The sequence below is a fragment of the Dyadobacter sp. 3J3 genome (genome assembly GCF_009801115.1).
Taxonomy (GTDB): Bacteria; Bacteroidota; Bacteroidia; order Cytophagales; family Spirosomataceae; genus Dyadobacter.
Genome location: NZ_VTOL01000023.1, coordinates 15,762 through 35,845, shown reverse-complemented (window position 1 = coordinate 35,845; position 20,084 = coordinate 15,762). Strand labels below are relative to the sequence as shown.

The following is a 20,084-nucleotide window of genomic DNA, read 5'->3' as shown; positions in this document are numbered from 1 at the left end:
CCTTCTTGAAAAAATATGTACAAACTCTTTCCCGTGTTTTTTGTGCTTCGTTGCAATAGCTTTGCTCAAAAACTGTATACGCCTATCCAGGCAGGCGTTAGGGTGGAGGCGAAGCGATTTTCCGACCTTTTCTTTCTCTGGTGCTTTGACCTATTCTAATTTGCTGAATCCTTACCGCCGGACGCAATGTAAGCCAATGCCAGGATCTAACGTTTTGAAAGATATCTGGAAGCAGGTGTGGGGCGTTTTTTTAGCGATACCAAATTTAATGAAAATGTATTTTACGTTTCAAAAGATGGGAGAGAGCCACTGTTTACACCAGTAGGAATTGCTGGTTGATCGCGGACATATCGGGGCTTTTCTGACTTAACCATTTCGAGCCATTCCAACGCTTTCTGCTGATCAGGGAATAAAGCTGCAACCTGTGTGATCATTTCATGGACGGCAATGCTTTTATCCCTGTTATGGTCAGTTTTAAGCACTGTTTGTCCTTTACCGGCGGCGATTGTGTGGCTGCATATTTCCTGATTACCCTCTGTAGAACTGATAATTAATCGGGAATCTTCCGTTCTTACACACACACCTGTGTTTGTTTGACCTTAAAGGTGCCAATCGGTAGTGAATAGAAGTTTCCCTTGTAAGAGATTGTATTATCTTTTCTGACAGCGTAAGTGGAAAAAACGACTGGCTTGAAAGTATTTGCCCGGTAGGTTTGCAGGAAGCTACGCTCGATGATGTGTTCGACATAAGGCATTTTTCGCGTCACAGCATGTGGCAGTGAATTAGCGGTCCGTCCAAGCCAGCTCATGGCTTCGCTATTCAGAGTCTCAATGTTGTGGTAGGTCCGATTGTAAAGGAAATTTTGTTTGATATACTTGACCAGATTTTCCACCTTTCCCTTACTTTCCGGATCGGATTTTCTACAAAAATGAAGAGAGAAAGACTGTTCCCTGGTGTAGGCGCGGAATGCGGCTGTAAGAATGATATCGCCACCGTTTTCGCTGACTATAAATACTTTATCCTGATCATAAACGATCTCGTCAGGAACACCTTCTATATACTCAAAAGCCTTCTCATGAGCTATGATCGCCAGTTCTGATGTAAAGTAGCGGTCTGTAAACCAGACATATTTGAACCTGGATCGAGACAGGATCATCGTGAAGAAGAATACCTTCGCCCTGGTGCCAGATGGGCTTCGCATATTGTACTCACCAAAGTCCACCTGGGCCTGCTTTCCATACGGAAGCTCGTCGACCATTTGATACTCGCGCTCGGTACTGGTTACCGGAATCTGGTGCTTTTCCCTGACCCAGCAGACAAAATTAAATACTGTTTTTTGTGAGACTGCTGGTAGATCACCGAAGTGCTCTTTGAGCCAATCATGCATTTGGGCAGCAGAAGTGTCCTGGAACTTTTCCAGACGCTCTCTGACGAAGTCTTCATACGGAAGCAGGATCTTTTTACGATCCGCTTGCTGGATCAAAAAAGACTCATACTCCTGTTCGCTCATGTTTAGATACTTGATAACCGTGCGCCGGTTCAATACCAGGTAACTGCTGATGTGCCGGACGGACAGACCTTCACGGTGCATTCGGTGGATTTCGAAATAAGTCATAAATTTGGCTAAATACACATTCATAAATGCCAGGGTTGGTAAGCCGGCAATTTAGGTGTAGAAAGCTTTGGGGGCATGCTCCCAAAGCTTTCTATCTGGTGCATTCTTGTTACCAATTATGGTGCATTCTTATTTACCGATCACAAAAGCTTTGTTCAAGAATAATTTCATTTTGAGCAGCTTCAATATTTATTGCTTTGATCATTGATTGATATGATTCATGATCATTGCGGCGCTCTACGCCTGAATTAATGACTAATGCAACCAAAACACCTGCGGCTGTTGAAATTAGTCCAAACCAGAATTTTATAAATTCTTCTTTAAGTAATGTTTTCATATTGCGAGTGATGTTTAGCGTTCAACCAACAATAGGCTAGCATTGAATGGCTTAATGTAAATTTTGAAGAGGATATAGCCAAAAATATAATATGAAGAACAATTGACACCTACCGTTTAATAAGGTTTTGCGACTTTTTCCGGGTAATTGAATTATCCCAATCACATTACTGGAAACTTTGGGTATAAAGGAATACTACCTTTTGATGTAAAGACCGTGGAACATCCGAGTCCAATTTTTAGAAGCTGCAGCAGAGATTCTCAAGGAGTTGTGGGCGACTGAAATTCGAGAAAAGAAAGCCCTGAAAGATTTAAGTGAATTATTGAATTAAATAAGCAGAGTTATGATTCAAATTTTCGAATACGAAAACAGTCCGATCCAATTTGAAGTGATTAACGGGCAAGTTATGGCAAAAGTCACCGCTATGTTTAAGGCTAATAACCCCAGACTTGATACATGGAAAAATTCAGATTCAACTAATAGGTACATTAATGCATGCTACCTAAAATGGGGTACATCTAAATTTCAGCTAATTATTATCAGGATGGTTAGTGCTGAAAATGGAGGTGGGACTTGGATTCATGAAAAGCTAATTCTTAATGCAGCTCGATATATCTCTACCGTTTTTGAGTTATAGTGCGATGAAAAGATTTCTGAATTGCTTCGGACCGGCAAAGTTGATCTTACTCCAAAAGAATTAACCAGATTAGAAATTATTCAGTTGGTACTCGATTCGGAGCTTGCCAGAGAAAAGGCAGAAAAAGAATTGGCGCAAGTAAAAGAACTTTCAAACCAGAAAAGCTACATCAAAATTTATGATACTGTAATTCAGTAAGTTACAAAACTTGATTACATTATTACCCTTGATTGTGCGAAAGAAATTTCGATGATACAAAGGTCAGATCAAGGCAAGCTGGCGAGGATGTATTTCATTGAGTGTGAAAAAAAACTAAAACAAACTCCTCACCAATCAATCTCACAATCATTTTCTGAGGCAATTCGCCTGGCAGCTAACCAAGCTGAGCAAATTGAACTTCAAAAAGCACAAATTGAAGAGATGTCGCCAAAGGCAGCAGCGGCAGATATTTTACTTTCCTCGAATCGTCTTAATAGTCTGCCTTGTCAGTCATCAACGGGAATACAAACTGTTGATTTTCAGACTCGCCAAAATGACGAAGATATTAATGTTAGTCGAAATGACCGTTACCAGCAAAAATGGTAACGGTCATTTCAGTTCTCCCAGGGACTTTATTGTTCATTAGTAATTATGGTTGCGTTACTTCCTTTGCTTTTGTGGTTTTGGCTTTATGCTCCGCCATTAAATCTACCGCGCTGGAATTGTCAAGCTTTAAATATTTAAGAAATTTTTTTCTCGTCTCATGACCGGTGGCTCTCATTATCAAATAGGTATCTACACCATCACGATGCAAATTTGTGGCATAAATTCGCCTTGCTGTGTAACTGGAAACCTGAGAAAATTTTTTACCCTTTCAATTTTCGCACGGCCTCCTATGTTGTATTTTGTGTTAACTTCCTCGTTTATTTCAACTAACTCACATAGCTCTTTTATGTATTCGTTAAATTTTTGTTCACTAATTTCTAGGAGCTCTCCATCGTATTTTTTAAGAATTTCAGAAATCAAAGGCGTTAGCGGCGCCGACGGTTTTTTTGCATTTTCCTTTGAGGTATTATTTCGATCTACTGATTTCCTGCCAATGTTGTTTTAATGTTTTCATCTGACCTGATTCCAGTCTGAAATTCTAAATCCGCAGTTGCATCCAACTAGAAATAAGTCCCTGACTCGATCTAATCGAGGATTGTCTGAAAGATCATGATTTTCAATTAGCTCAAGTTCCTTTTTATTGAGAAAGACGTCAACTGGGTTTTCCGCCAAAACTTTCACATCATCACTCCAAACGCCAGTGAACAATGTAGCTTTACGCGCCGCTTTTAAAAAGAGCTTATGTTGCTTCTGGTAAAAACCAACATTATTCATTTTGAACTTCTTGGTAAAAGTTAATAATTTAACATACGCTTTCCACATCTCCTCGGTCCAACTATCGAACGTTAATTTGATCTTCTCGTGCTCCTCAAATTCAGCCAGGCTATTTTTTGCAGTTTTATACCACTGCACAGTTTTAGGATCCGCGATTTTGTTTCCATCAAGCATCCGTTTCCCCGTTTCTAAATCGGAAATAAATTGATCAATAAACTTGAAGAATGTAATTTCTTCCGAAGTGGTTGCAGGGGTGTTGTAGTTTTTAAGTGCCGTTTCTACCAATTCCTTTGTAACAGGGATTCTACTAATTAGGATATCACTAATTGTCTTATCTACGACGGATCGAAGACATGAAAAATAGAAATTAACGTTGTCCTTTGTTCCAGCTTCATATCGAGCCATTTCGTGGACATGTTTGTTGTCAATCGTCAAATCGGGCATGACAACATTCTTTACCCGATCCATTTTGCTGTCCTAATGCTTAGGATTTATTTTGACTCCAGTTGGGAAAAATAGCCTATTTGGTTTATCAATAAAAAATGACAAATAAATCAGCAGGGGAGTTGTACCTTTCTTATTCCTAATATAAAATCGTACGTGTTTATTGATCGCCATATATAGTCTTCGATTAATACACGCAAAGATAGCGTTAACATTATCGCTTAATAAATACAATACTTGTTTTAATTGTATTTAATATACACCGCGTCAAAAACCCATCCAAACATATTAAAATGAGGTTTTTATTACAGTTCCCGATACTACTTTAACTTATTCGCATTTAGTAAGTGGCACTCCGGCTCCGGTTACAAAGCGGGACTTTTGTGGGAAATCACTAAAGGCTTCTTTGTTTCTTACTTAAAGTCACTATTTATCTGAAAGATTAGAGTTGCCGCCTCCTTGATTATTGTAGCTCGTTATTCACTTTCTGAGAACGTCAGCTTCTCGGGGTAGATCGACCCAATGATCTTACGCTTCTTTTTGTGTCTGATCTCTTGCAGGCAAGCTCAATGTTGGAAAGTGTGTTCACCATCTTTTCCAGGATCTCTTTAAGATTTAAAGGTCTGTTTATACTCATTGTTAAATTGGCTTCCAGTCGCACAAGCTTTTCCTATATTTCAGCTTTCATCGTCCTGCAGTCACTTGGATCAATATCATTGGCCAACAAAAGCTTTCCAGCTAATTGAAATCGCAGGGGACCAACGATGGACAAACCGAACATTGGTCCGTTCCACAAAAGGGATGGGTAAACTACGGTTAAGATAGGGTGTTTTCACCATTGAGCACTGGAAACAGCATATGTATCTTTACAAAGAACAAGAACCGGTAAACATTTTGTTTCTATGAACTAAAAATTACCACTTACTATGTTGCAATGGTATGAGATAGAAATCAACACACCTCTTTAATAAATTTACAACGATCAGATTCTGAATCACTTTGATTAAATCCACTTACTAAACAATCCTGCGTAAACTATGAGCCAACCCTTACCAAAACTGCTGGTACACCCACGTTGTAAACAAAGCAAAAATTATGATTTAATAATTTAAAAACGAACATAATCATAAAATCCAGAGATTCATTGATTAAATATTTCCTTATGGCATCGCCGTTTCGAAAGCAGGAAGACTGTATTCTAATTTCGACATTAATGACTGCCCGTTAATATTTTCGATTGTATCATTCTAACGAAAAATTTTACCCGTTACATTCAAAACCTCAGATATGGTTAGGAGGTCATTTTTTTGCCTCAACCATGATTGATTCTGGTAAAACTGGTCTTCGACTAAATTTTAGCAATCAAGGTACATACAATATTAAATCTAAATCTTCAAAGGCACAGAAGTGAATTTCATCACTTTTACACGTGCGGACAATTAAATGCGCTTGGTTTTCACTATTTAATGAACCTCAATTATGAAAAAAAAATCTATTTTGCTGCTTTTACTTTTTCTTTATGGCATATATTCGAAAGCTCAGGAAACCCCTACCTTTGACTCCCAGTCAATTCGACTAGGTTTTGCTATAGGCCCCTCTTTCAACCTTGCTAAGACTTACAGTTCCACTCTGTCACCTGATTTGAACGCCTTACAGATTCAAAAAAATTCACCAGTTGCTTTGAAACTATCGACATCCCTGGTTTACAATAGAAATCACAACTGGCAAAAGGTAGATAAAGATGGAAAACCTGTGGGCGAGCCTTACAAGTATCCTGGAAAGCTTTCCTATGTAGCCGTTTTAAACATTGCTGAATTGTCCAATGGGGGCTTGGGGCTAAATAAAAGTATAGACGGCGGGATTGGGCTAGGCTTGAGAATAGATCCCAATTTCCACGTTATAGGCTTATTTGAACTTACCAGTGACCGGCAAATACGCGATTATTTGAGAAATGATTTTGAAAACAAGTCAATTCCATCAGGTAAAGATCAGGTATTGAATGCACTCGACGAAAGTGATAACCGATTCTTTTTTTCGAAACCCGTGGTTGGCTTTTCCCTGAGATTTATTTATGTATTTGGAAAGGGGACTGCTAATATCGACAATTCTAAACCATTAAAATAAATGAACGTAATCTTGAAAAAGAATCACTTTTTCATATCTCTATTGCTGGTGAATTGAACTATAATCTTTAGCAAGAAAATAAAATTATAATTCAGGACCTAGTATTTTGAAGATACATCATTGCTAATCGTAAATGTTGTTCAGATTGGGAAGCTTAAATCGTTCTAAATAATGGAAAAAATTTACAATATATTTAATACTTACTTGCGGATCTATATTCTGGCGATTTGCTTTCCTTTACCGGTGCTCGCTCAAACTGATTTGTTCACAAGTAAAGCGGGTAAAGCGCATGTAAATGGAAAACTTTCGGTTTATGTGCTGATGAATGGAGGATGGGGTGTCACCTCTTCTTTTGGAACGTGGATCCATTACAAATGTTCGCAGCCATCGTTTAATATTTCATTGAACTTGCTGGGATCTGCAAGTAATCTCGGCAACAGAAACCGATATCTGACTGCATATCAGATCAATGCAGTTTTGTCTCCAATGGTCACATTAGGTGCAGGAAATGGCTTATTTCAGCAGATAAGCCCGTTCTATTTCGGAACTTCAAGTTCAATTTACAGTGATTACAGGCAATCTCTGACGCTTGGCACTAACTTTGTCGTCATGCCTCGCGGAATAGGGAGGAACATCACAACCTTTAGAAACCGTACCCAACAGCTGATTTATATTGGTATCCGTGCGGGCGGTTCGGACTGGGATGTAATTCTAAATATCTATGAAGACTTCTTTGGAACCGATAATGGTGTCTTACAGGGATTGGCTGACAACTATGACCGCTTCTACACGGGTGGGGGTAATCTTCAGGTTCGTTTCAAGGATGTCAAAGCTAAATTATACTCTGAAATCTATACCGGTAATTTTCAAAGAGACCTGTTTGACAACCCTGACCTTTATCAACCTTATAAGTCGAACGATTCCCAAGAGCCGGATAACTTTATCGGGCCGAGCAATCCGGAAAAAAACGGATACCTGAAAAAGACCAGGCACCCAAGATATGTCGCACAGGAGCCTGGTCAAAAGCTGTTCAACACAGGCCGGACTTTTTTGGCAGTTGAGCTTTCGCCACAAGCTTTTGGCGCTAATAAAAGCTCTTTTTCCAATGCATCCCTGGAGGTTTATGCAGGGTTTCAGGGGGGAATCAATCAGATGGGTGTTCAGAACTATATTCATAGCTGGACGAAAATCAACAAAGTAAATCCCAGAGTTGCGGTCAGCGGAAGCCGGGTAGATTCTTTGCAAACAGAGAAGAAGATGCGGGAGCGTCTTCACCGGTTTTATCCTGCGTATAAGGGTAGCATATTTATTGGCGGTGCAGGTGTCTCAACTAATCTGGTAAAATGAAACTGACATGTTAAAAAAATTAAGATTGCTTCTGATTTTGACACTTTTAGTTTGGAATTCTTTCGACTCAAATGCTCAAAAATTAAAAGTACCGCCTTCCATCACAAACAAACTGGAAAAACTCGCTAACCAAATGATGGAGGGAGGGATTTATGAACGAATTATGAATTTCGGTTATGTTCCTTCTCCTAATAAGTTCATTCGTAAATCGATATCCGCACACAACGAGTTCACCATGTGGATCATGAGGTTTGATCAAATGAAACTGGATACCTCATCTAACACTTACATTGGACGTGTGTTTATGGGTGAGCGATATTTAGAAATGTATTACAATAAAAAATATCGTGGTATTGACGAATATAAAAATGATAAGGATGGTTTCTTCATGACTTGTAAGCTATTCTATGAACCAAGAACGGGAGAGATCCGGGTCAATATTTACCCGGATTACGTAACAAATATTTGTGCCACCGCGAGCGACCCTTTAAAGGGTATGCATTATAACACCGAGAAATGTAAAACCACTGCTCAGCATTTGGCATCACTTCGTTATTTGGCAGCAATCGAAGATGACCATTATGACGACTTCAGTAAGACCAATGACAGTGTTAATGTTTTTCACTTCTTAAAATATGCCAGCCCTTCTGTCAATTTATTCAACCAAGTTACATCCTACGTGGATCTCCCAAAAAGGAAAAAGAGCTTGCTCCGTGAGCTCAATCTTCGCAAGCAAATCAAGTGTTTCACCGTAGGGAACCTGAGCGGAAAAGACTCCATTTCCGCAGATGTATTAAGGCTGAAATTCACAAAGTATCCCTTAAGTGAGGATTTTGTCGACGGCGCTGAGTATGAATTTAAGCGTATTAGTTACAGTAAAATGGACACTTCATTTCTTCGGTTGCGAAGTGGAATAGCTGATACAAACAAATTTTTATCCATTTTCATAACCAGAAATCCGCTTTATAAATCCTTAGTTAGGTCATACGAACCTAATGACAGTTTTGTGCCTGATTTATACTTAAAAGAGAAAGGGGGTGTCTATTTCGTAGAAGATAGCAGCCTGCAAAATTCTATGATGGTTAAAGGACAAAGTGCCGCTGAAAATCTGAAGAGTGATAATCTGATCAATGGAATGCAAAAGAGGCGGGTCAACGCAAACATGGATAACGGCCAGAAGGCTTACAAGCAGACCTTTGAACAACTTGGAGAAAGAGCATCGGCCATAACGTCGACAAGCAGTAGAAATGATCATTGGATTTTTTACGATTCTAATGTACAAAACGAAATATCGAATAAGGTACTAAAAATCAAGTCCCCTGTTTTTTTAAGAGATACTGTTCCAGTACTAAATGACAATGAATGGTTACTGGGAGGCATCAAGGTTGCCATAAAAGATGGGGTTACCGATGAAGGCGACGTCTGGGAGGTTTTAGAAGGTGTGATTAACGATGGTGGTTCATGGAAACCTTTTGACATCGGACAAAAACCCAAGAATAAGCCTAAATACTTGTGGATCAGGATCAGTAAACCAAAGATTGGATATTTTTAAACAACGTGAATTCAGGACTTCTACATCTTTACCCACCAATTATTTATTAGCGGCAATAACCACAAAAAAATTCACCGTTAAGTAAGAATAGTCTTTTTACTTCATTTTAACAGACCTGAAGAAACAATCTGTTTTGTATTATTATATACTTATTTTAACCAACCAACTCTTATGTCACAAAATCTTACTCCACAAGACATCGCTAAGTTCAGACACGGTATTACCGATGATCTACAGTCCGCTACCGGCTATTTTTATTTTTGTAAGGAAAAAATGACCAAACTGTTTAAGAGGGTTGAAGGGCGAGAGGACTGGGAACCGGTTACTTACTGCGTCTTGATGGTGGATAAGGTTGTTCCACCGAATCCATCAGTGCCTAGTACCCAGCGAAATATCTATTTCCGCTATGATTTAAGTAATAACATTTTTTACATGCAGCGCACAGGTAAAATTGAAAAGGATGCCGCGGGAGATATATTGGCTTATGAATTTGAAGTATTCTTTTTTCCGCAAGCTCTCTTTATCTCGGTTAAGAATGATTATCCGGCGATTGAGAGGTGGTTGAAAAGCGATATTGTACCAAATACAAATCTACGTGATGTCAAAAGCCATCTTACGGGTTTTATCAATGACAATGATGGTGATAATTTCGTTCTGACCAATTCCCATACTAGAAATATTAAGAAATGATCGCGCTTTCTACTTATAAGTTGGTTAACTATTTAGTTGACAGCGTTAACTTCAATAAGCCATATAAAGATGTTGCGTGGAAGGATGTTAATAACCTGGAATTTTTCAGAGAGGAAACCTCCCGCAACAAATGCTTCGTTTGTAAAGATGCCGGCGGTGTTCATGACTATTTTTTTAAACAATCCAGATCGTTTTCAAAAAGTAATCTCAAAGATTTAAGAAGTGAAGCGCAGTTTTACAAGTTTGCCATCACAGAATTGTCAAATGAATTGGCTGTTCTAGTGCCCGAATTAATTTCTTATGACGACTACAATGGAATAATTTTAACTAAATATCTCCCGCTATTTAAACCATTGTCCGCTGGGTATACGGACGTTTATGAAAAAGCCGGGTCGGCACTGAGGACTTTTCACGATGCGTGTGAAGCTAAAAAGATCAAAGAGATATTTTTTGAGTTATCGAAACGTAATGCCAGTGCATCCGAAGGTAAATTCAGGCCATGGATCGACGATTTTGGCCATTTTGAGCCTCTAGTAATAAAAATGAGCCATTCCGAGCTACAAGAATTGTCAGCTGCAAATAATCCCTATTCAAATCAGTTGGTTTCCTATCTTACAACCGAATCAAAGAAAGTGCTTAGCTGGCGAAGAGAATGGGTTTTGCAAACCAAAGGATTAATTCACGGAGATGCCTGCGAGCGAAATTTCCGACAAGCCATAGGAACGGTTAAGGCATTTGATTTTGAGTATGTTAACTATGGAGCTTGGTTTTGGGATCTGGCTGTTTTTATTGCTGATATGCTTACTCGAAGCAGTTTTGCTCAACTTTTTCCCCCACAGGCAGGAACGCCGACTTCCATTGTCTATGCGCGAATTAACGCTCTGTGTGCGGGATATGGTATTTCAAAGGAGCAGCAGCTAATGGTTCTTCGCTGGGCAGGAATTTATTTCTTACAATTATTTTTGACCGAGCCGACTTACTTTAACTTACAATGCGGATTAACCCTGATCTCTAAAACCGATCTGTGTCGTCAAGAAATTTTTAATTAAACAAAATGAACTACAATTATCCTCAGGAGGTAGCAGCCCAAATCGATCTTATTACAAGTAATATCAAGTTTAACACGGCTGGGCAGCTGATTGATGTGTCTGAAAATTCTATCGAACTTCGGGTGGCCATTAGAGCATATGATGTCCGGATTGTTGAGCCTTTGCCTGCCGCTGATTATAACGAATTGTTGCTGCTGAATTGGATTTACTGTAAATATTATCAGAATCGCGGGGTAACTCCTGAGAGTGACCGTGTGGATCAGCGCCACTTTCCCTTTAAGCATATGTCCAAAGAAGGAGCCGATGCCTATTGGAGAAGCCGCTTCTGGCGATTTGAATCTGTTACTGGAAAATTCGAGGGCTCCGTGCTGACACGAGGCTATGAGACCAGGATTGTTTCCCCCGAACTTTATGCAGAAGACGAACTTGTCTTTGAGACGCATCAGGAAAATCATGTAGAGGTCCTGGAAGAAGCTCATTATTTGAGCGTCATGTTTCCTAAATTTGATATCGGTGACAGTCAAAAATTCGCTTTTGGTCAGTATCCGCTGGATGATGACGGGCAGGGAGGCATTATCCGTTTCTACTTACATTTAAATATTCAATGTCTTTCAATTGCCATCCCATTTATTTTATCCAAAATTACGGTTTGCTTCAATGATCGACTTATTCCTTTCCAGCTAAAATTTTTATCGAAAGCGGAGAATTTTGCCCGTGCGGATCATTTTGTTTTGTATGTGGAGCGCCGGCATTTTTTTGTGGCAGGTCTATTGATCAGAAATATTTACGACGATATTTCAACATTCATAGATGCGTCTAGTCTTCCGCTTTTTGTTCGAAAAGTTTTACCCGGGATCGGTTTTGCCAAAAGTCCCTATAATGAACAGTTAAGCTTTGGAGCAAATCGCGCCAGAACAATTGCGAAGTCGATCCTTAAAAAACTGGAATATCCGAAAGATCCTAATGTGCTTGCTGCATCTGTGTATTTAGGCAATACCTGGGGTGGGCTTGGAAATTTCAATTTGAATCCTCATCCGACGTTTGCGATAGGATTCAAGGTTTTTAATAAAACAAATACACCGTTTTTTCAGGATGTAGATGAGGCGGAGACGCTGTCGGCTGCCTGGTATATCGCCCGTTTACTTTGCCGGGAGGCAATATGGGTGGAGGAAGGCCAATGCAACTGGATGAGTTATCAAAAAATGACTAATGGCAGGCTGGGATATCGTTTTTTAAACGTCGACGAAGGCTTAACAGGCCTGGAAGGAGTGCTTGTATTTCTAAGGGCGTTTCAGGATGTTGGAATTCGCGATGCTGTTATAGAACATGTTTTGCAAGCGGGAATTAAGTTTTTTAGTGCTAATAAGGGAGCCCTTACTATAAAAACCTCCGTTGGTTTTGCTTTGCGAGCTATTGTCAGATCGACAATAGTAAAAATCTCACCAAAAGTATTTTCGAGCAAAGTCTTGAAAACAGAAATTGAAAAGGTTATCTATCAGCAAAATCCTTCAAGTATTTCTGAATCAGACATACTAAACAGGATCATGAAAAATCACATCCAAGTAGAAAGGCCTATTGGAAACAGGCTGGACGGCAGTGATAATTTTTGTGCTGATTTACAGTTTGGTCTTGCCGGATATGGATACGCTTATTTACGGTTGTATGACGCAAAGCGTGTAGACAGCTTAGTTTAGACTGATTATATATCTGACCCCGTGACCATGTTGAGAGTTGATCAACAGTGTTCCATTGAGCGATTCAACCCTCTCTTTAATATTCGCCAGCCCCTGGCCCCGTCCTTTCAGCTGGTTTGGGTCGAATCCTTTTCCATTGTCTGTAAAAATTATTTCCAGGCCGTGCGCTTTGATGGAAAATTCGAGCAGACACTGGGTGGATTCTGAATGCTTTAAGGTATTGTTGATTAGCTCTAGGCAAATACTGTAGATTTCTGTCTCCTGTTCTTTTGTAAGTAACTCGGCAGGATAATGTCCAAGAATTTGAAAATCAATATTTCTGTTACTGTTCAAATCTGTAAAAAGTCTTTTCAAAGCTGCTTCAAGGCCTTTTTCGAGCTCTACAGGAACTAAATGGTGTGATATATGCCTGATTTCAGTGTAAGCATTTCGCATTTGCTGAATAAGACCTTCATAAATTTCTTGTTCCTTATCGAGCAGATTTTCAGGCATCACACTTTGAAGCTGCCAGATAAGTCCTGAAATCGTGCTTCCCAGATTGTCATGAAGCTCTGATGCAACGCGTTTTCTTTCCAAAGTTTTGCCACTGACAAACGCTTCGCTGATCTGCTGATTTTTGCGGGTCAGCTCTTGATTCGCTTCCAGCAATTTCTGTGTACGTTCTGTTACTTTTTGCTCTAATTCTTCATTAAAATGGATTAGCTGCTGGTTTGAGTTGGATAGTTTTTTTTCAAGCAGCAGTAGTTCATTCCTTTGATTTTCAATCACCTTAGTTTTTCTATTCGACACCCGTCTATTCCAAATCAGAAAAATCACAAACAGGATCGAAAGGATGATTCCCGCCCACAGCACACTGCTGATAAGTTTCTGGCGTTCTGCATCTTTGTGTAAAATTTTTATGGAATCTTCTTGTTTCTGACTCTTATATTCATATTCCAAGTATTCGGTTTGTTTCTCTTGAAATGATCTGACGTCTTTTTCCCATAAGGCCGAATACTGCTTAAAATAGCTTAATGCTTTATCTGTGTTCCCAAGCCTTTCATAAACCCGGGAAAATTGTAGAAAAAGTGCTTGGCGGTGTTCATCGCTGGTCAGAGTCAGAAGTGGTAAACCAAGATTTAATGCTTTCAGCGCTTTTGTAGGCTCATTTTCGAGAAGATAGCGTTGTGCGTTCAGCGCGTAATACCGAACATCCCAAGCTTTGTCTTCAAATTTCACAGCGGGATATTGGTTTAAAAGCGTATTAAGTTTAGGCACATTCTTGGCTGCCAGGCAAACTTCTGCCCAATTTAAAATTACATATTTAAGCATTTGCTGGTTCTTTGATTCCAAACAAAGCAGATAAGATTTTTCCAGCCACTTAGAAGCGTTTTTGTAATCTTTTTTGCCAAGGTAGGCAACTCCCAGATTCTGAGTTACGATCAAATAAGTAGTAAACTCACTTTTTTGGGAAGGCCCCAGGGCCAATGTTAAATAATGTATTGCCTGATCGTAATTCTTTAAAAGCGCGTAGCTGTCTCCAAGTTGTCTGTAAGCCCTTGCTAACCAAAAGGGATTATTTTCCAACTCTGCATGATATACGGCTCGCTGTTTCTTTTGAAGTCCTTGTAATGAATTTCCTTTCCACCCATACCAGGTTCCGGCATACAAATTCGATATCATCAAACCTTTATTCCAGTTATATTTTTTTGATATCCTCTCTGCTTTTGTCAGCCATGCAATGCACTGCCGGAAATCACCTATAAATAATCCGTTTTTATCTTTACCTTTTCCTCTCTGGCACAGTAACATAATTCTTGTAGTGTCGTCAGCGAATGAAGTGCCTTCTGGCGGCAGGTTTTTGAGCATAATTTTTAAGCTGTCAACAGAAGGTGTTTGTGCCTGGCACCTTAACGGCAACAAAATAATAACGGATAGAAACAGGCAGCCTAAGAACGGGCGAATTTTTAATATAGATCTGGCATAAACTGGGTCGGAATGCACAAAGAACATCGAATTAAGTTTCTTACCAAGTTACGCAAATTTTAATTTTCGTATTCTATTGCCGATGGAATTTTGTTAGTAATTCCAGATACCGGGTGTTTTTCCCGAAGGAATGGGGGAAAATACGCTGTCAGTATGAAATTGCTTTTTCTACCTTCATGATGGATTTATCGTTTGTGCCGGTAGCTGGTCAATGGGTTGTGAAAGATTTTGTAATAGAATGGAAATATTGAAAAACCAAATGGGGCCGATCGTTAAGTCTAGTTTTTGTTTGATACCGTTTCTAAAAAAACTATGGCAATCTCAAGGAAAATACAGACAAGTTTGTCGTAAGCAAATGTGTGAGTCAGGCTATAAACAGGAAGTTTTAAAAATCGAGCTTGAGACGCAAAACAATAACTTAATTTATCTTGGGAGGGAACTTCATGAGAATTTGGGCCAGCTCATAGCTGTTGTTAAAATCAATTTAAATATTTTAGAAGATGATCCGGCTACTCCCGAGCCTGTGAAATTATGTCTGAACGAAACTAACGAGATTGTAAGTGAGGCGATGAGTTTAATCCGGGGTATTGCCAAAGAGCTGGAAACCGACTTTCTTCTTAAATACGGTTTGATGGAATCGTTAAACACAGAAATGCTGCGTGCCCGGCAACGAGGCCAATTTGAAACTGAGATAGTTTGCCAAGGTAACCCGTATGCGCTTTCCTCTGATATAGATTTGGTGCTGCTGAGTATCGTACAGGAGTTTTTAAACATCTGTATTAAATCTTTAAAGGTAGCCCGTTTGAAGGTAGTAATTGTTTATCTTGCCAATCAAGTTCGTATTGTGCTGCGCTCAGAAAGTGCTGAAATAAATTTTGAAGAAATGGGGGTAACAGGATTTTTTTGCCTTGGAGCACAAAACATCAAGCGCAAAATGGACCTGATCGGCGGCAGCTGTTCTTTTAAATTGGAAGAGAATGCGGCAATGATGCTAAGTCTGGAAGTATCTGCAAATAAGAAAACATGGATATAAAAATTGCTATAGTAGACGACCATGAGTTAATGGCCAAAGCTTTGTCAGGACTGGTAGAAAAGTTCGACGGCTACGAGGTGATTTTTGAAGTCTCAGGCGGCGCGGCGATGATTCAGCGGCTGCAGTTGCAGATGTTACCCGATATCGTGCTTCTTGATATCAATATGCCCGAAATGGATGGTTTTGAAGTTTCCTTATGGCTGAAAAACAATTACCCGCACATCAAGGTTCTTGCGCTCTCCATGAATGATAAGGAAGAATCTATTGTAAAAATGCTACGGAACGGTGCAGTTGGCTATTTGTTAAAGGGCTGCAAGCCTTTGGAGCTCAAGCAGGCTTTAGATTCTGTCGCAAAAAAAGGATTCTATTATACTGAATACATTACCAGTCAACTGATCAGAAGCTTGACGCCGGAAGCACTCAATAATCCGGTCGATCAGTTGGGGATTAATGATCGTGAAAAGCTTTTCATTGAACTCTCATGCAGTGATTTGACCTACGTACAAATTGCAGATAAAATGTGTGTGAGTCCGCGAACCGTGGATGGTTACCGAGAATCGGTCTTCCAGAAGATGAATGTAAAAAGCAGGGTTGGGATGGTGCTGGAAGCTATTAAAATGCAAATGGTCGATCTGAGCGGTAGGTAATGTTAAATGCTTCTGTATTAATTCATAACGGGTACTGCTCGCTTCACAATAATACTTAATGATTTTCATTCCGGGACAAAACGTACATTGACAACGCGGAGAAAAGCGGGACGCCCAGATCGGCCAGGTTGAAATGACATGGGGCTGTGGTAAGTGTTAATCTCCATTTATTTGAAGAAATTTAATGCAAATTTATTGTAAGATGTAAGCTAAAATCTTGGATAAAATTACCATTCACTAACAATAGTCTGGTACCAATTGGGATTTCTTAATGTTTGACTAAATTTATCCGGGCAATTGCCAAGTCGGTTGGTAAATAAGGAGTTAACCTGTTTTGATTGACCATATTTGTATTACCCGCCGTATTGATACCGATATAAGTTGTTTGCAAATATTTTAGAGTGTGATCTGCTAGATAGGTGGTTGAAAATATTTGGAGTTGAGTTAATAAACGTGTTTCGCCACCACCATAAATAATTTAGAATACAGGCCTTCAGTAAATCAGAGAAGTGACGAATACGGTTAAACGGCAAGTAGATTTATAGTAATCAGCTAAACTTCCCGCCAGTAGTCCAGCACACATTCTTCATAATAACAGTGGGTTTTGAGTATTTTGAAGGCAATTCAGAATCCATACTTTCCCGGTCGCCAGTCCAATAATTTTCGGGTGCAAACTGCATAATGTGCACTAGGCCTTTGGCATCCAGATAATACAGTTTTAACAATCCCTTGCAAACAAAAGAATCATATTTCCAAACATCACCGGCCTGGAGAAGATATTGATTTTTACGCAATTTTTTAATATTGCAAAGCGATTCAATCAACGCCAAATCCTGGTTGGTTAACGCGATCTTGGTTTTTAAGTACTTTCTGAAAATCTCAAACATAAAACAAATTGATGCCAAATATAGACTTTTGGAGTTGTAAAATTCAAAACACCTTTAAAATTCTGATGTGACTTTTAGTCAAAATAATTATCTGAAAATTTTAGGAGAAGAGCTCCACGGTTACCAGAGTTGGGCATATCATAAAACTACAACATCCAGCTATTAGCGATTTAACATTTTAAGCTTTTCATAAAGCGCACTTAGCCCTGCCTTTTGCAGGCAGTCGGATATAATTCCTTCCAGCTCTGATAAGGACTCTTTTTCTGCAAACTCTGGAAGTGCTGAGCCCGGCTGATCCGTATTCCACGACTGCAACCCTCTTTCCAGTGCACGGCTTAATAGCAACACCGTTTTTCGGGAAACCTTCAAATCAATTTTTACTGTTTCATTCATGCCAGGACTGGCTAGAAGAGTGTCATAGACCAGGGCAATATCAATTGTAGCAGCCATACCTTCACATTTTATATTTCATTTTTACAATAGCAAATGTAATTTATGCGGCTGAAATACACCTATTTAGAGTTTGATTAGGTGGGGTTTTCGTTTGATTATCAATCAATTCTCCAATTTATTTAAAGAAAATGATGACATTATAAAGTATTATTAAGCTGTATTTGAATTATATGAAAATTCAGGATGGATAAGGAAAGACTTGAAAGGTTCGCGCGCTTAATGGAGCCATTTGAAAGAGCGAATAAAATGATGACGGAGATATCTGCTGCTGCGCGGCTTGCAGATGCATTTCCGAGGATTAATCCTGCGGTTTCAAATTTGAACCGGAGAGATTTGACAGCAAAGGTAAATTCAATCTCGTCTTCGTGGAATATGAAGGCGCTTCACAGTCATGATTTTCCAGTTGTTAATCAGTTTTCTGCTGTAAATCAACAGGCACTTGCTAATGCTTTAGGTTTAAGCAAATCAATCATCGATTCGAACCGCGCAGCAACTAGAGTTTTGAATACTTTCAAAGCAAGCAGTCTGGTTGTAAGTAATGCCGTTTTAGAATTCACAGAGCGCAATAGAGCATTTTCTGAAAAGATTGCTGAAAGTTTTAAGCTTGTTCCGGAAGCATTTCTTGTTTTGGGAAATCATGGTTGGTATCTGAATCTGGATTTTGAGCTCGGCATAGCGGTTCAGCTGCTTGGGATGCTAAATAGTGGTAAAATTGGAGAGGTGGACGACTTTTTAGTCACATATTTTAATAATGAGCTAAATGCCATAGCAAAAGACTTGATCGCACGCCATCCTGCAAGAAAAAATATATTTGAAGATATCATTTTTTGCGTTGAGCATAAAAAGTTTTTCGCTGCCATTCCAACCGTGTTGAGCCAAGTGGACGGGATTTGTACCGATATGATCAAAATGAAATTTTTTTCTAAGGATCACAAACGAGGGTACATACCAAAAATATCAGTTTACATTAGTGATCAATTTCCGTTAGTTGACAACTTCTTTTTTGCTCCTATCATGGGTTCTCCAATTATCATGTTAAGTGAGCATGATGCCAAAAATCATCCATTTCAAATAAACAGACACACGGTCATGCACGGTATGGACGTAAATTAAGGTACAGAAATAAATTTTTTTAAATGTTATTCTCTGCTCAAATATCTTTCCGACGTTCTATTTGAGCTTGAAGAGGAAATGATTTAAATTAAATTTTCTGACACCAGCCGTCTTAAGTGTGCACTTTTCAAAATAATCGAATTGGTGATGAACAAGAAAATTCTAATTCTCGGAGCTACTGGTAGAACCGGAAACCTCCTGCTCCGGCAACTGCTGGATCGCGGTTACCAAGTAAATGTGTTGATCCGTGATAAGGAACGAATGGTAATGCATCAAAACATGTCCGTGTTTGAGGGGACACCGACAGACGAGAAAGCCTTGGAAAAAGCAATAGATGGTTGTGACGTGATAATTAGTGTTCTTAATATTTCCCGTACTTGTGACTTTCCTTGGGCATCTTTAAGGACTCAGCCCGATTTTCTTTCGCATACGCTAAGTAACGTTATCCGACTTGGTACTGGAATTGGAGTTAAACGAATAATTATACTTTCAGCCTGGGGTGTCGGTGATACAAAAAGTGATATTCCCTGGTGGTTTAAGTGGCTAATAGATTACAGTAATATTGGTGTTGCTTACAGGGATCATGAGCAGCAAGAAAAATTACTGGTAGATTCTGGAATGGACTACACCATTATTCGTCCTGTGGGTCTCGTTAATTCTGAGACTGAAAAAAATGTTTTGGTGAGTTTGAATAATTATCCCAAACCAGGTTTAACAATCAGTCGAAAGAACGTCGCAAGGTTTATTATTTCGGTTTTGGAAAACGATTGTTATATCAATCAAAAACCAGTTATTTACACAAAGTAGTATTGTCCAGAATTTACATAATTGAATTTTTCGCTAAGAGTCATAACGGCTAAAAATCACACCTTCAAGATACTGCGTTAAGTTTAAATGCCGCAAGAGAGCTTCACTAAAATTGATCCTTCGCATTGCTAAAAGATGCCTGGTATAACCTATTTAGAGTTTAAATGGGTTGCGGTTTTCTTATTTGATCTTTTTATTTTCGTATCACAGTAACATTTTGACTTGTTTTTGAAGGGGGATTTTATTGCCAGAAAGACCGGAGTGATTTTTTAAGGGAAAATGGTGTCTCTAATCATTTTTTTTCTCCTTGAGATTTACTAATCTGATTCCA

Annotated in this window: 20 protein-coding genes; 13 read left to right on the top strand and 7 right to left on the bottom strand. The window is 39.2% G+C overall.

Going from position 1 to position 20,084, the window contains the following annotated elements; translation table 11 throughout:
- Positions 1–281: 281 nt before the first annotated feature.
- The 3 genes from FZF08_RS29330 to FZF08_RS29320 form a co-directional block, all read right to left on the bottom strand.
- Positions 282–581: a hypothetical protein gene (locus tag FZF08_RS29330; RefSeq protein WP_159477660.1), complete on the bottom strand. Its 300-nt coding sequence runs from the start codon at positions 579–581 to the stop codon at positions 282–284.
- Positions 572–1,591, bottom strand: a complete 1,020-nt coding sequence (gene istA / locus FZF08_RS29325; protein WP_229216749.1) for an IS21 family transposase — start codon at positions 1,589–1,591, stop codon at positions 572–574. Before istA ends, FZF08_RS29330 begins: the two co-directional genes overlap by 10 nt.
- Positions 1,592–1,748: 157 nt before the next feature.
- Positions 1,749–1,952, bottom strand: a complete 204-nt coding sequence (locus tag FZF08_RS29320; protein WP_159477655.1) for a hypothetical protein — start codon at positions 1,950–1,952, stop codon at positions 1,749–1,751.
- Positions 1,953–2,295: 343 nt separating this feature from the next.
- Here FZF08_RS29320 and FZF08_RS32430 point away from each other — a divergent pair, with 343 nt between their 5' ends.
- Genes FZF08_RS32430 through FZF08_RS29305 form a run of 3 tightly spaced genes read left to right on the top strand, consistent with a single transcriptional unit; the run spans position 2,296 to position 3,174 of the window.
- Complete coding sequence (locus FZF08_RS32430; protein ID WP_159477652.1) at positions 2,296–2,589, top strand: KilA-N domain-containing protein; 294 nt, start codon at positions 2,296–2,298, stop codon at positions 2,587–2,589.
- Between the two features lie 21 nt (positions 2,590–2,610).
- Complete coding sequence (locus tag FZF08_RS29310) at positions 2,611–2,787, top strand: hypothetical protein (protein ID WP_159477649.1); 177 nt, start codon at positions 2,611–2,613, stop codon at positions 2,785–2,787.
- Positions 2,788–2,838: 51 nt separating this feature from the next.
- Complete coding sequence (locus tag FZF08_RS29305; protein WP_229216748.1) at positions 2,839–3,174, top strand: hypothetical protein; 336 nt, start codon at positions 2,839–2,841, stop codon at positions 3,172–3,174.
- 510 nt (positions 3,175–3,684) lie between these two features.
- On the opposite strand, the gene FZF08_RS29300 is transcribed toward FZF08_RS29305, so the two are convergent.
- Positions 3,685–4,353 (bottom strand): phage integrase SAM-like domain-containing protein, encoded by a 669-nt coding sequence (locus FZF08_RS29300; protein WP_159477645.1) that lies wholly within the window; start codon positions 4,351–4,353, stop codon positions 3,685–3,687.
- Positions 4,354–5,871: 1,518 nt separating this feature from the next.
- Here FZF08_RS29300 and FZF08_RS29295 point away from each other — a divergent pair.
- The 6 genes from FZF08_RS29295 (at position 5,872) to FZF08_RS29270 (ending at position 12,848) form a co-directional block, all read left to right on the top strand.
- Positions 5,872–6,516, top strand: a complete 645-nt coding sequence (locus FZF08_RS29295; RefSeq protein WP_159477642.1) for a hypothetical protein — start codon at positions 5,872–5,874, stop codon at positions 6,514–6,516.
- A 171-nt stretch (positions 6,517–6,687) separates the two neighbouring features.
- Positions 6,688–7,863 (top strand): hypothetical protein, encoded by a 1,176-nt coding sequence (locus tag FZF08_RS29290; protein WP_159477639.1) that lies wholly within the window; start codon positions 6,688–6,690, stop codon positions 7,861–7,863.
- Positions 7,864–7,870: 7 nt separating this feature from the next.
- Positions 7,871–9,415, top strand: coding sequence for a hypothetical protein (locus FZF08_RS29285; protein ID WP_159477636.1), 1,545 nt, complete (start codon positions 7,871–7,873; stop codon positions 9,413–9,415).
- A 171-nt stretch (positions 9,416–9,586) separates the two neighbouring features.
- Complete coding sequence (locus FZF08_RS29280; RefSeq protein WP_159477633.1) at positions 9,587–10,105, top strand: hypothetical protein; 519 nt, start codon at positions 9,587–9,589, stop codon at positions 10,103–10,105.
- Positions 10,102–11,154, top strand: a complete 1,053-nt coding sequence (locus FZF08_RS29275; RefSeq protein WP_159477630.1) for a phosphotransferase — start codon at positions 10,102–10,104, stop codon at positions 11,152–11,154. The genes FZF08_RS29280 and FZF08_RS29275 overlap by 4 nt, the downstream gene beginning before the upstream one ends.
- Positions 11,155–11,159: 5 nt before the next feature.
- A complete protein-coding gene (locus FZF08_RS29270) occupies positions 11,160–12,848 on the top strand; it encodes a T3SS effector HopA1 family protein (RefSeq protein ID WP_159477627.1) in 1,689 nt (562 codons plus the stop codon).
- Here the strand turns inward: FZF08_RS29270 and FZF08_RS29265 are convergent.
- Entirely contained in the window at positions 12,840–14,696 is a 1,857-nt protein-coding gene (locus FZF08_RS29265; RefSeq protein ID WP_159477624.1) for a tetratricopeptide repeat-containing sensor histidine kinase, read from the bottom strand. The genes FZF08_RS29270 and FZF08_RS29265 overlap by 9 nt on opposite strands.
- Positions 14,697–15,051: 355 nt before the next feature.
- Between FZF08_RS29265 and FZF08_RS29260 the strand changes: the two genes are divergently transcribed.
- Together FZF08_RS29260 and FZF08_RS29255 are read left to right on the top strand one after the other, a co-directional pair.
- The gene (locus FZF08_RS29260; protein WP_159477621.1) at positions 15,052–15,846 is read left to right on the top strand and encodes a sensor histidine kinase; all 795 of its coding nucleotides are present in this window, start codon (positions 15,052–15,054) and stop codon (positions 15,844–15,846) included.
- Entirely contained in the window at positions 15,837–16,493 is a 657-nt protein-coding gene (locus FZF08_RS29255; protein ID WP_159477618.1) for a response regulator transcription factor, read from the top strand. The genes FZF08_RS29260 and FZF08_RS29255 overlap by 10 nt, the downstream gene beginning before the upstream one ends.
- Before the next feature lie 548 nt (positions 16,494–17,041).
- Here the strand turns inward: FZF08_RS29255 and FZF08_RS29250 are convergent.
- Together FZF08_RS29250 and FZF08_RS29245 are read right to left on the bottom strand one after the other, a co-directional pair.
- Positions 17,042–17,380 (bottom strand): Crp/Fnr family transcriptional regulator, encoded by a 339-nt coding sequence (locus FZF08_RS29250; RefSeq protein WP_159477615.1) that lies wholly within the window; start codon positions 17,378–17,380, stop codon positions 17,042–17,044.
- Positions 17,381–17,542: 162 nt separating this feature from the next.
- Positions 17,543–17,830 carry a hypothetical protein gene (locus FZF08_RS29245; RefSeq protein WP_159477612.1) on the bottom strand — a complete coding sequence of 96 codons (288 nt, stop codon included), beginning with the start codon at positions 17,828–17,830 and terminating at the stop codon, positions 17,543–17,545.
- Between the two features lie 186 nt (positions 17,831–18,016).
- On the opposite strand from FZF08_RS29245, the gene FZF08_RS29240 reads away from it, so the two are divergent.
- Together FZF08_RS29240 and FZF08_RS29235 are read left to right on the top strand one after the other, a co-directional pair.
- Entirely contained in the window at positions 18,017–18,946 is a 930-nt protein-coding gene (locus FZF08_RS29240; RefSeq protein WP_159477609.1) for a hypothetical protein, read from the top strand.
- Positions 18,947–19,093: 147 nt separating this feature from the next.
- Positions 19,094–19,753: an NAD(P)-dependent oxidoreductase gene (locus tag FZF08_RS29235; RefSeq protein WP_229216747.1), complete on the top strand. Its 660-nt coding sequence runs from the start codon at positions 19,094–19,096 to the stop codon at positions 19,751–19,753.
- Positions 19,754–20,084 lie beyond the last annotated feature (331 nt).

Bases quoted from the DNA above. Each gene is read 5' to 3' on its own strand.
- istA (WP_229216749.1), bottom strand. From the start codon at position 1,591: ATGCACCGTGAAGGTCTGTCCGTCCGGCACATCAGCAGTTACCTGGTA.
- FZF08_RS29320 (WP_159477655.1), bottom strand. From the start codon at position 1,952: ATGAAAACATTACTTAAAGAAGAATTTATAAAATTCTGGTTTGGACTA.
- FZF08_RS32430 (WP_159477652.1), top strand. From the start codon at position 2,296: ATGATTCAAATTTTCGAATACGAAAACAGTCCGATCCAATTTGAAGTG.
- FZF08_RS29305 (WP_229216748.1), top strand. From the start codon at position 2,839: ATGATACAAAGGTCAGATCAAGGCAAGCTGGCGAGGATGTATTTCATT.
- FZF08_RS29300 (WP_159477645.1), bottom strand. From the start codon at position 4,353: ATGGCTCGATATGAAGCTGGAACAAAGGACAACGTTAATTTCTATTTT.
- FZF08_RS29295 (WP_159477642.1), top strand. From the start codon at position 5,872: ATGAAAAAAAAATCTATTTTGCTGCTTTTACTTTTTCTTTATGGCATA.
- FZF08_RS29290 (WP_159477639.1), top strand. From the start codon at position 6,688: ATGGAAAAAATTTACAATATATTTAATACTTACTTGCGGATCTATATT.
- FZF08_RS29285 (WP_159477636.1), top strand. From the start codon at position 7,871: ATGTTAAAAAAATTAAGATTGCTTCTGATTTTGACACTTTTAGTTTGG.
- FZF08_RS29280 (WP_159477633.1), top strand. From the start codon at position 9,587: ATGTCACAAAATCTTACTCCACAAGACATCGCTAAGTTCAGACACGGT.
- FZF08_RS29275 (WP_159477630.1), top strand. From the start codon at position 10,102: ATGATCGCGCTTTCTACTTATAAGTTGGTTAACTATTTAGTTGACAGC.
- FZF08_RS29270 (WP_159477627.1), top strand. From the start codon at position 11,160: ATGAACTACAATTATCCTCAGGAGGTAGCAGCCCAAATCGATCTTATT.
- FZF08_RS29265 (WP_159477624.1), bottom strand. From the start codon at position 14,696: ATGCTCAAAAACCTGCCGCCAGAAGGCACTTCATTCGCTGACGACACT.
- FZF08_RS29260 (WP_159477621.1), top strand. From the start codon at position 15,052: ATGGAAATATTGAAAAACCAAATGGGGCCGATCGTTAAGTCTAGTTTT.
- FZF08_RS29255 (WP_159477618.1), top strand. From the start codon at position 15,837: ATGGATATAAAAATTGCTATAGTAGACGACCATGAGTTAATGGCCAAA.
- FZF08_RS29250 (WP_159477615.1), bottom strand. From the start codon at position 17,380: ATGTTTGAGATTTTCAGAAAGTACTTAAAAACCAAGATCGCGTTAACC.
- FZF08_RS29245 (WP_159477612.1), bottom strand. From the start codon at position 17,830: ATGGCTGCTACAATTGATATTGCCCTGGTCTATGACACTCTTCTAGCC.
- FZF08_RS29240 (WP_159477609.1), top strand. From the start codon at position 18,017: ATGGATAAGGAAAGACTTGAAAGGTTCGCGCGCTTAATGGAGCCATTT.
- FZF08_RS29235 (WP_229216747.1), top strand. From the start codon at position 19,094: ATGAACAAGAAAATTCTAATTCTCGGAGCTACTGGTAGAACCGGAAAC.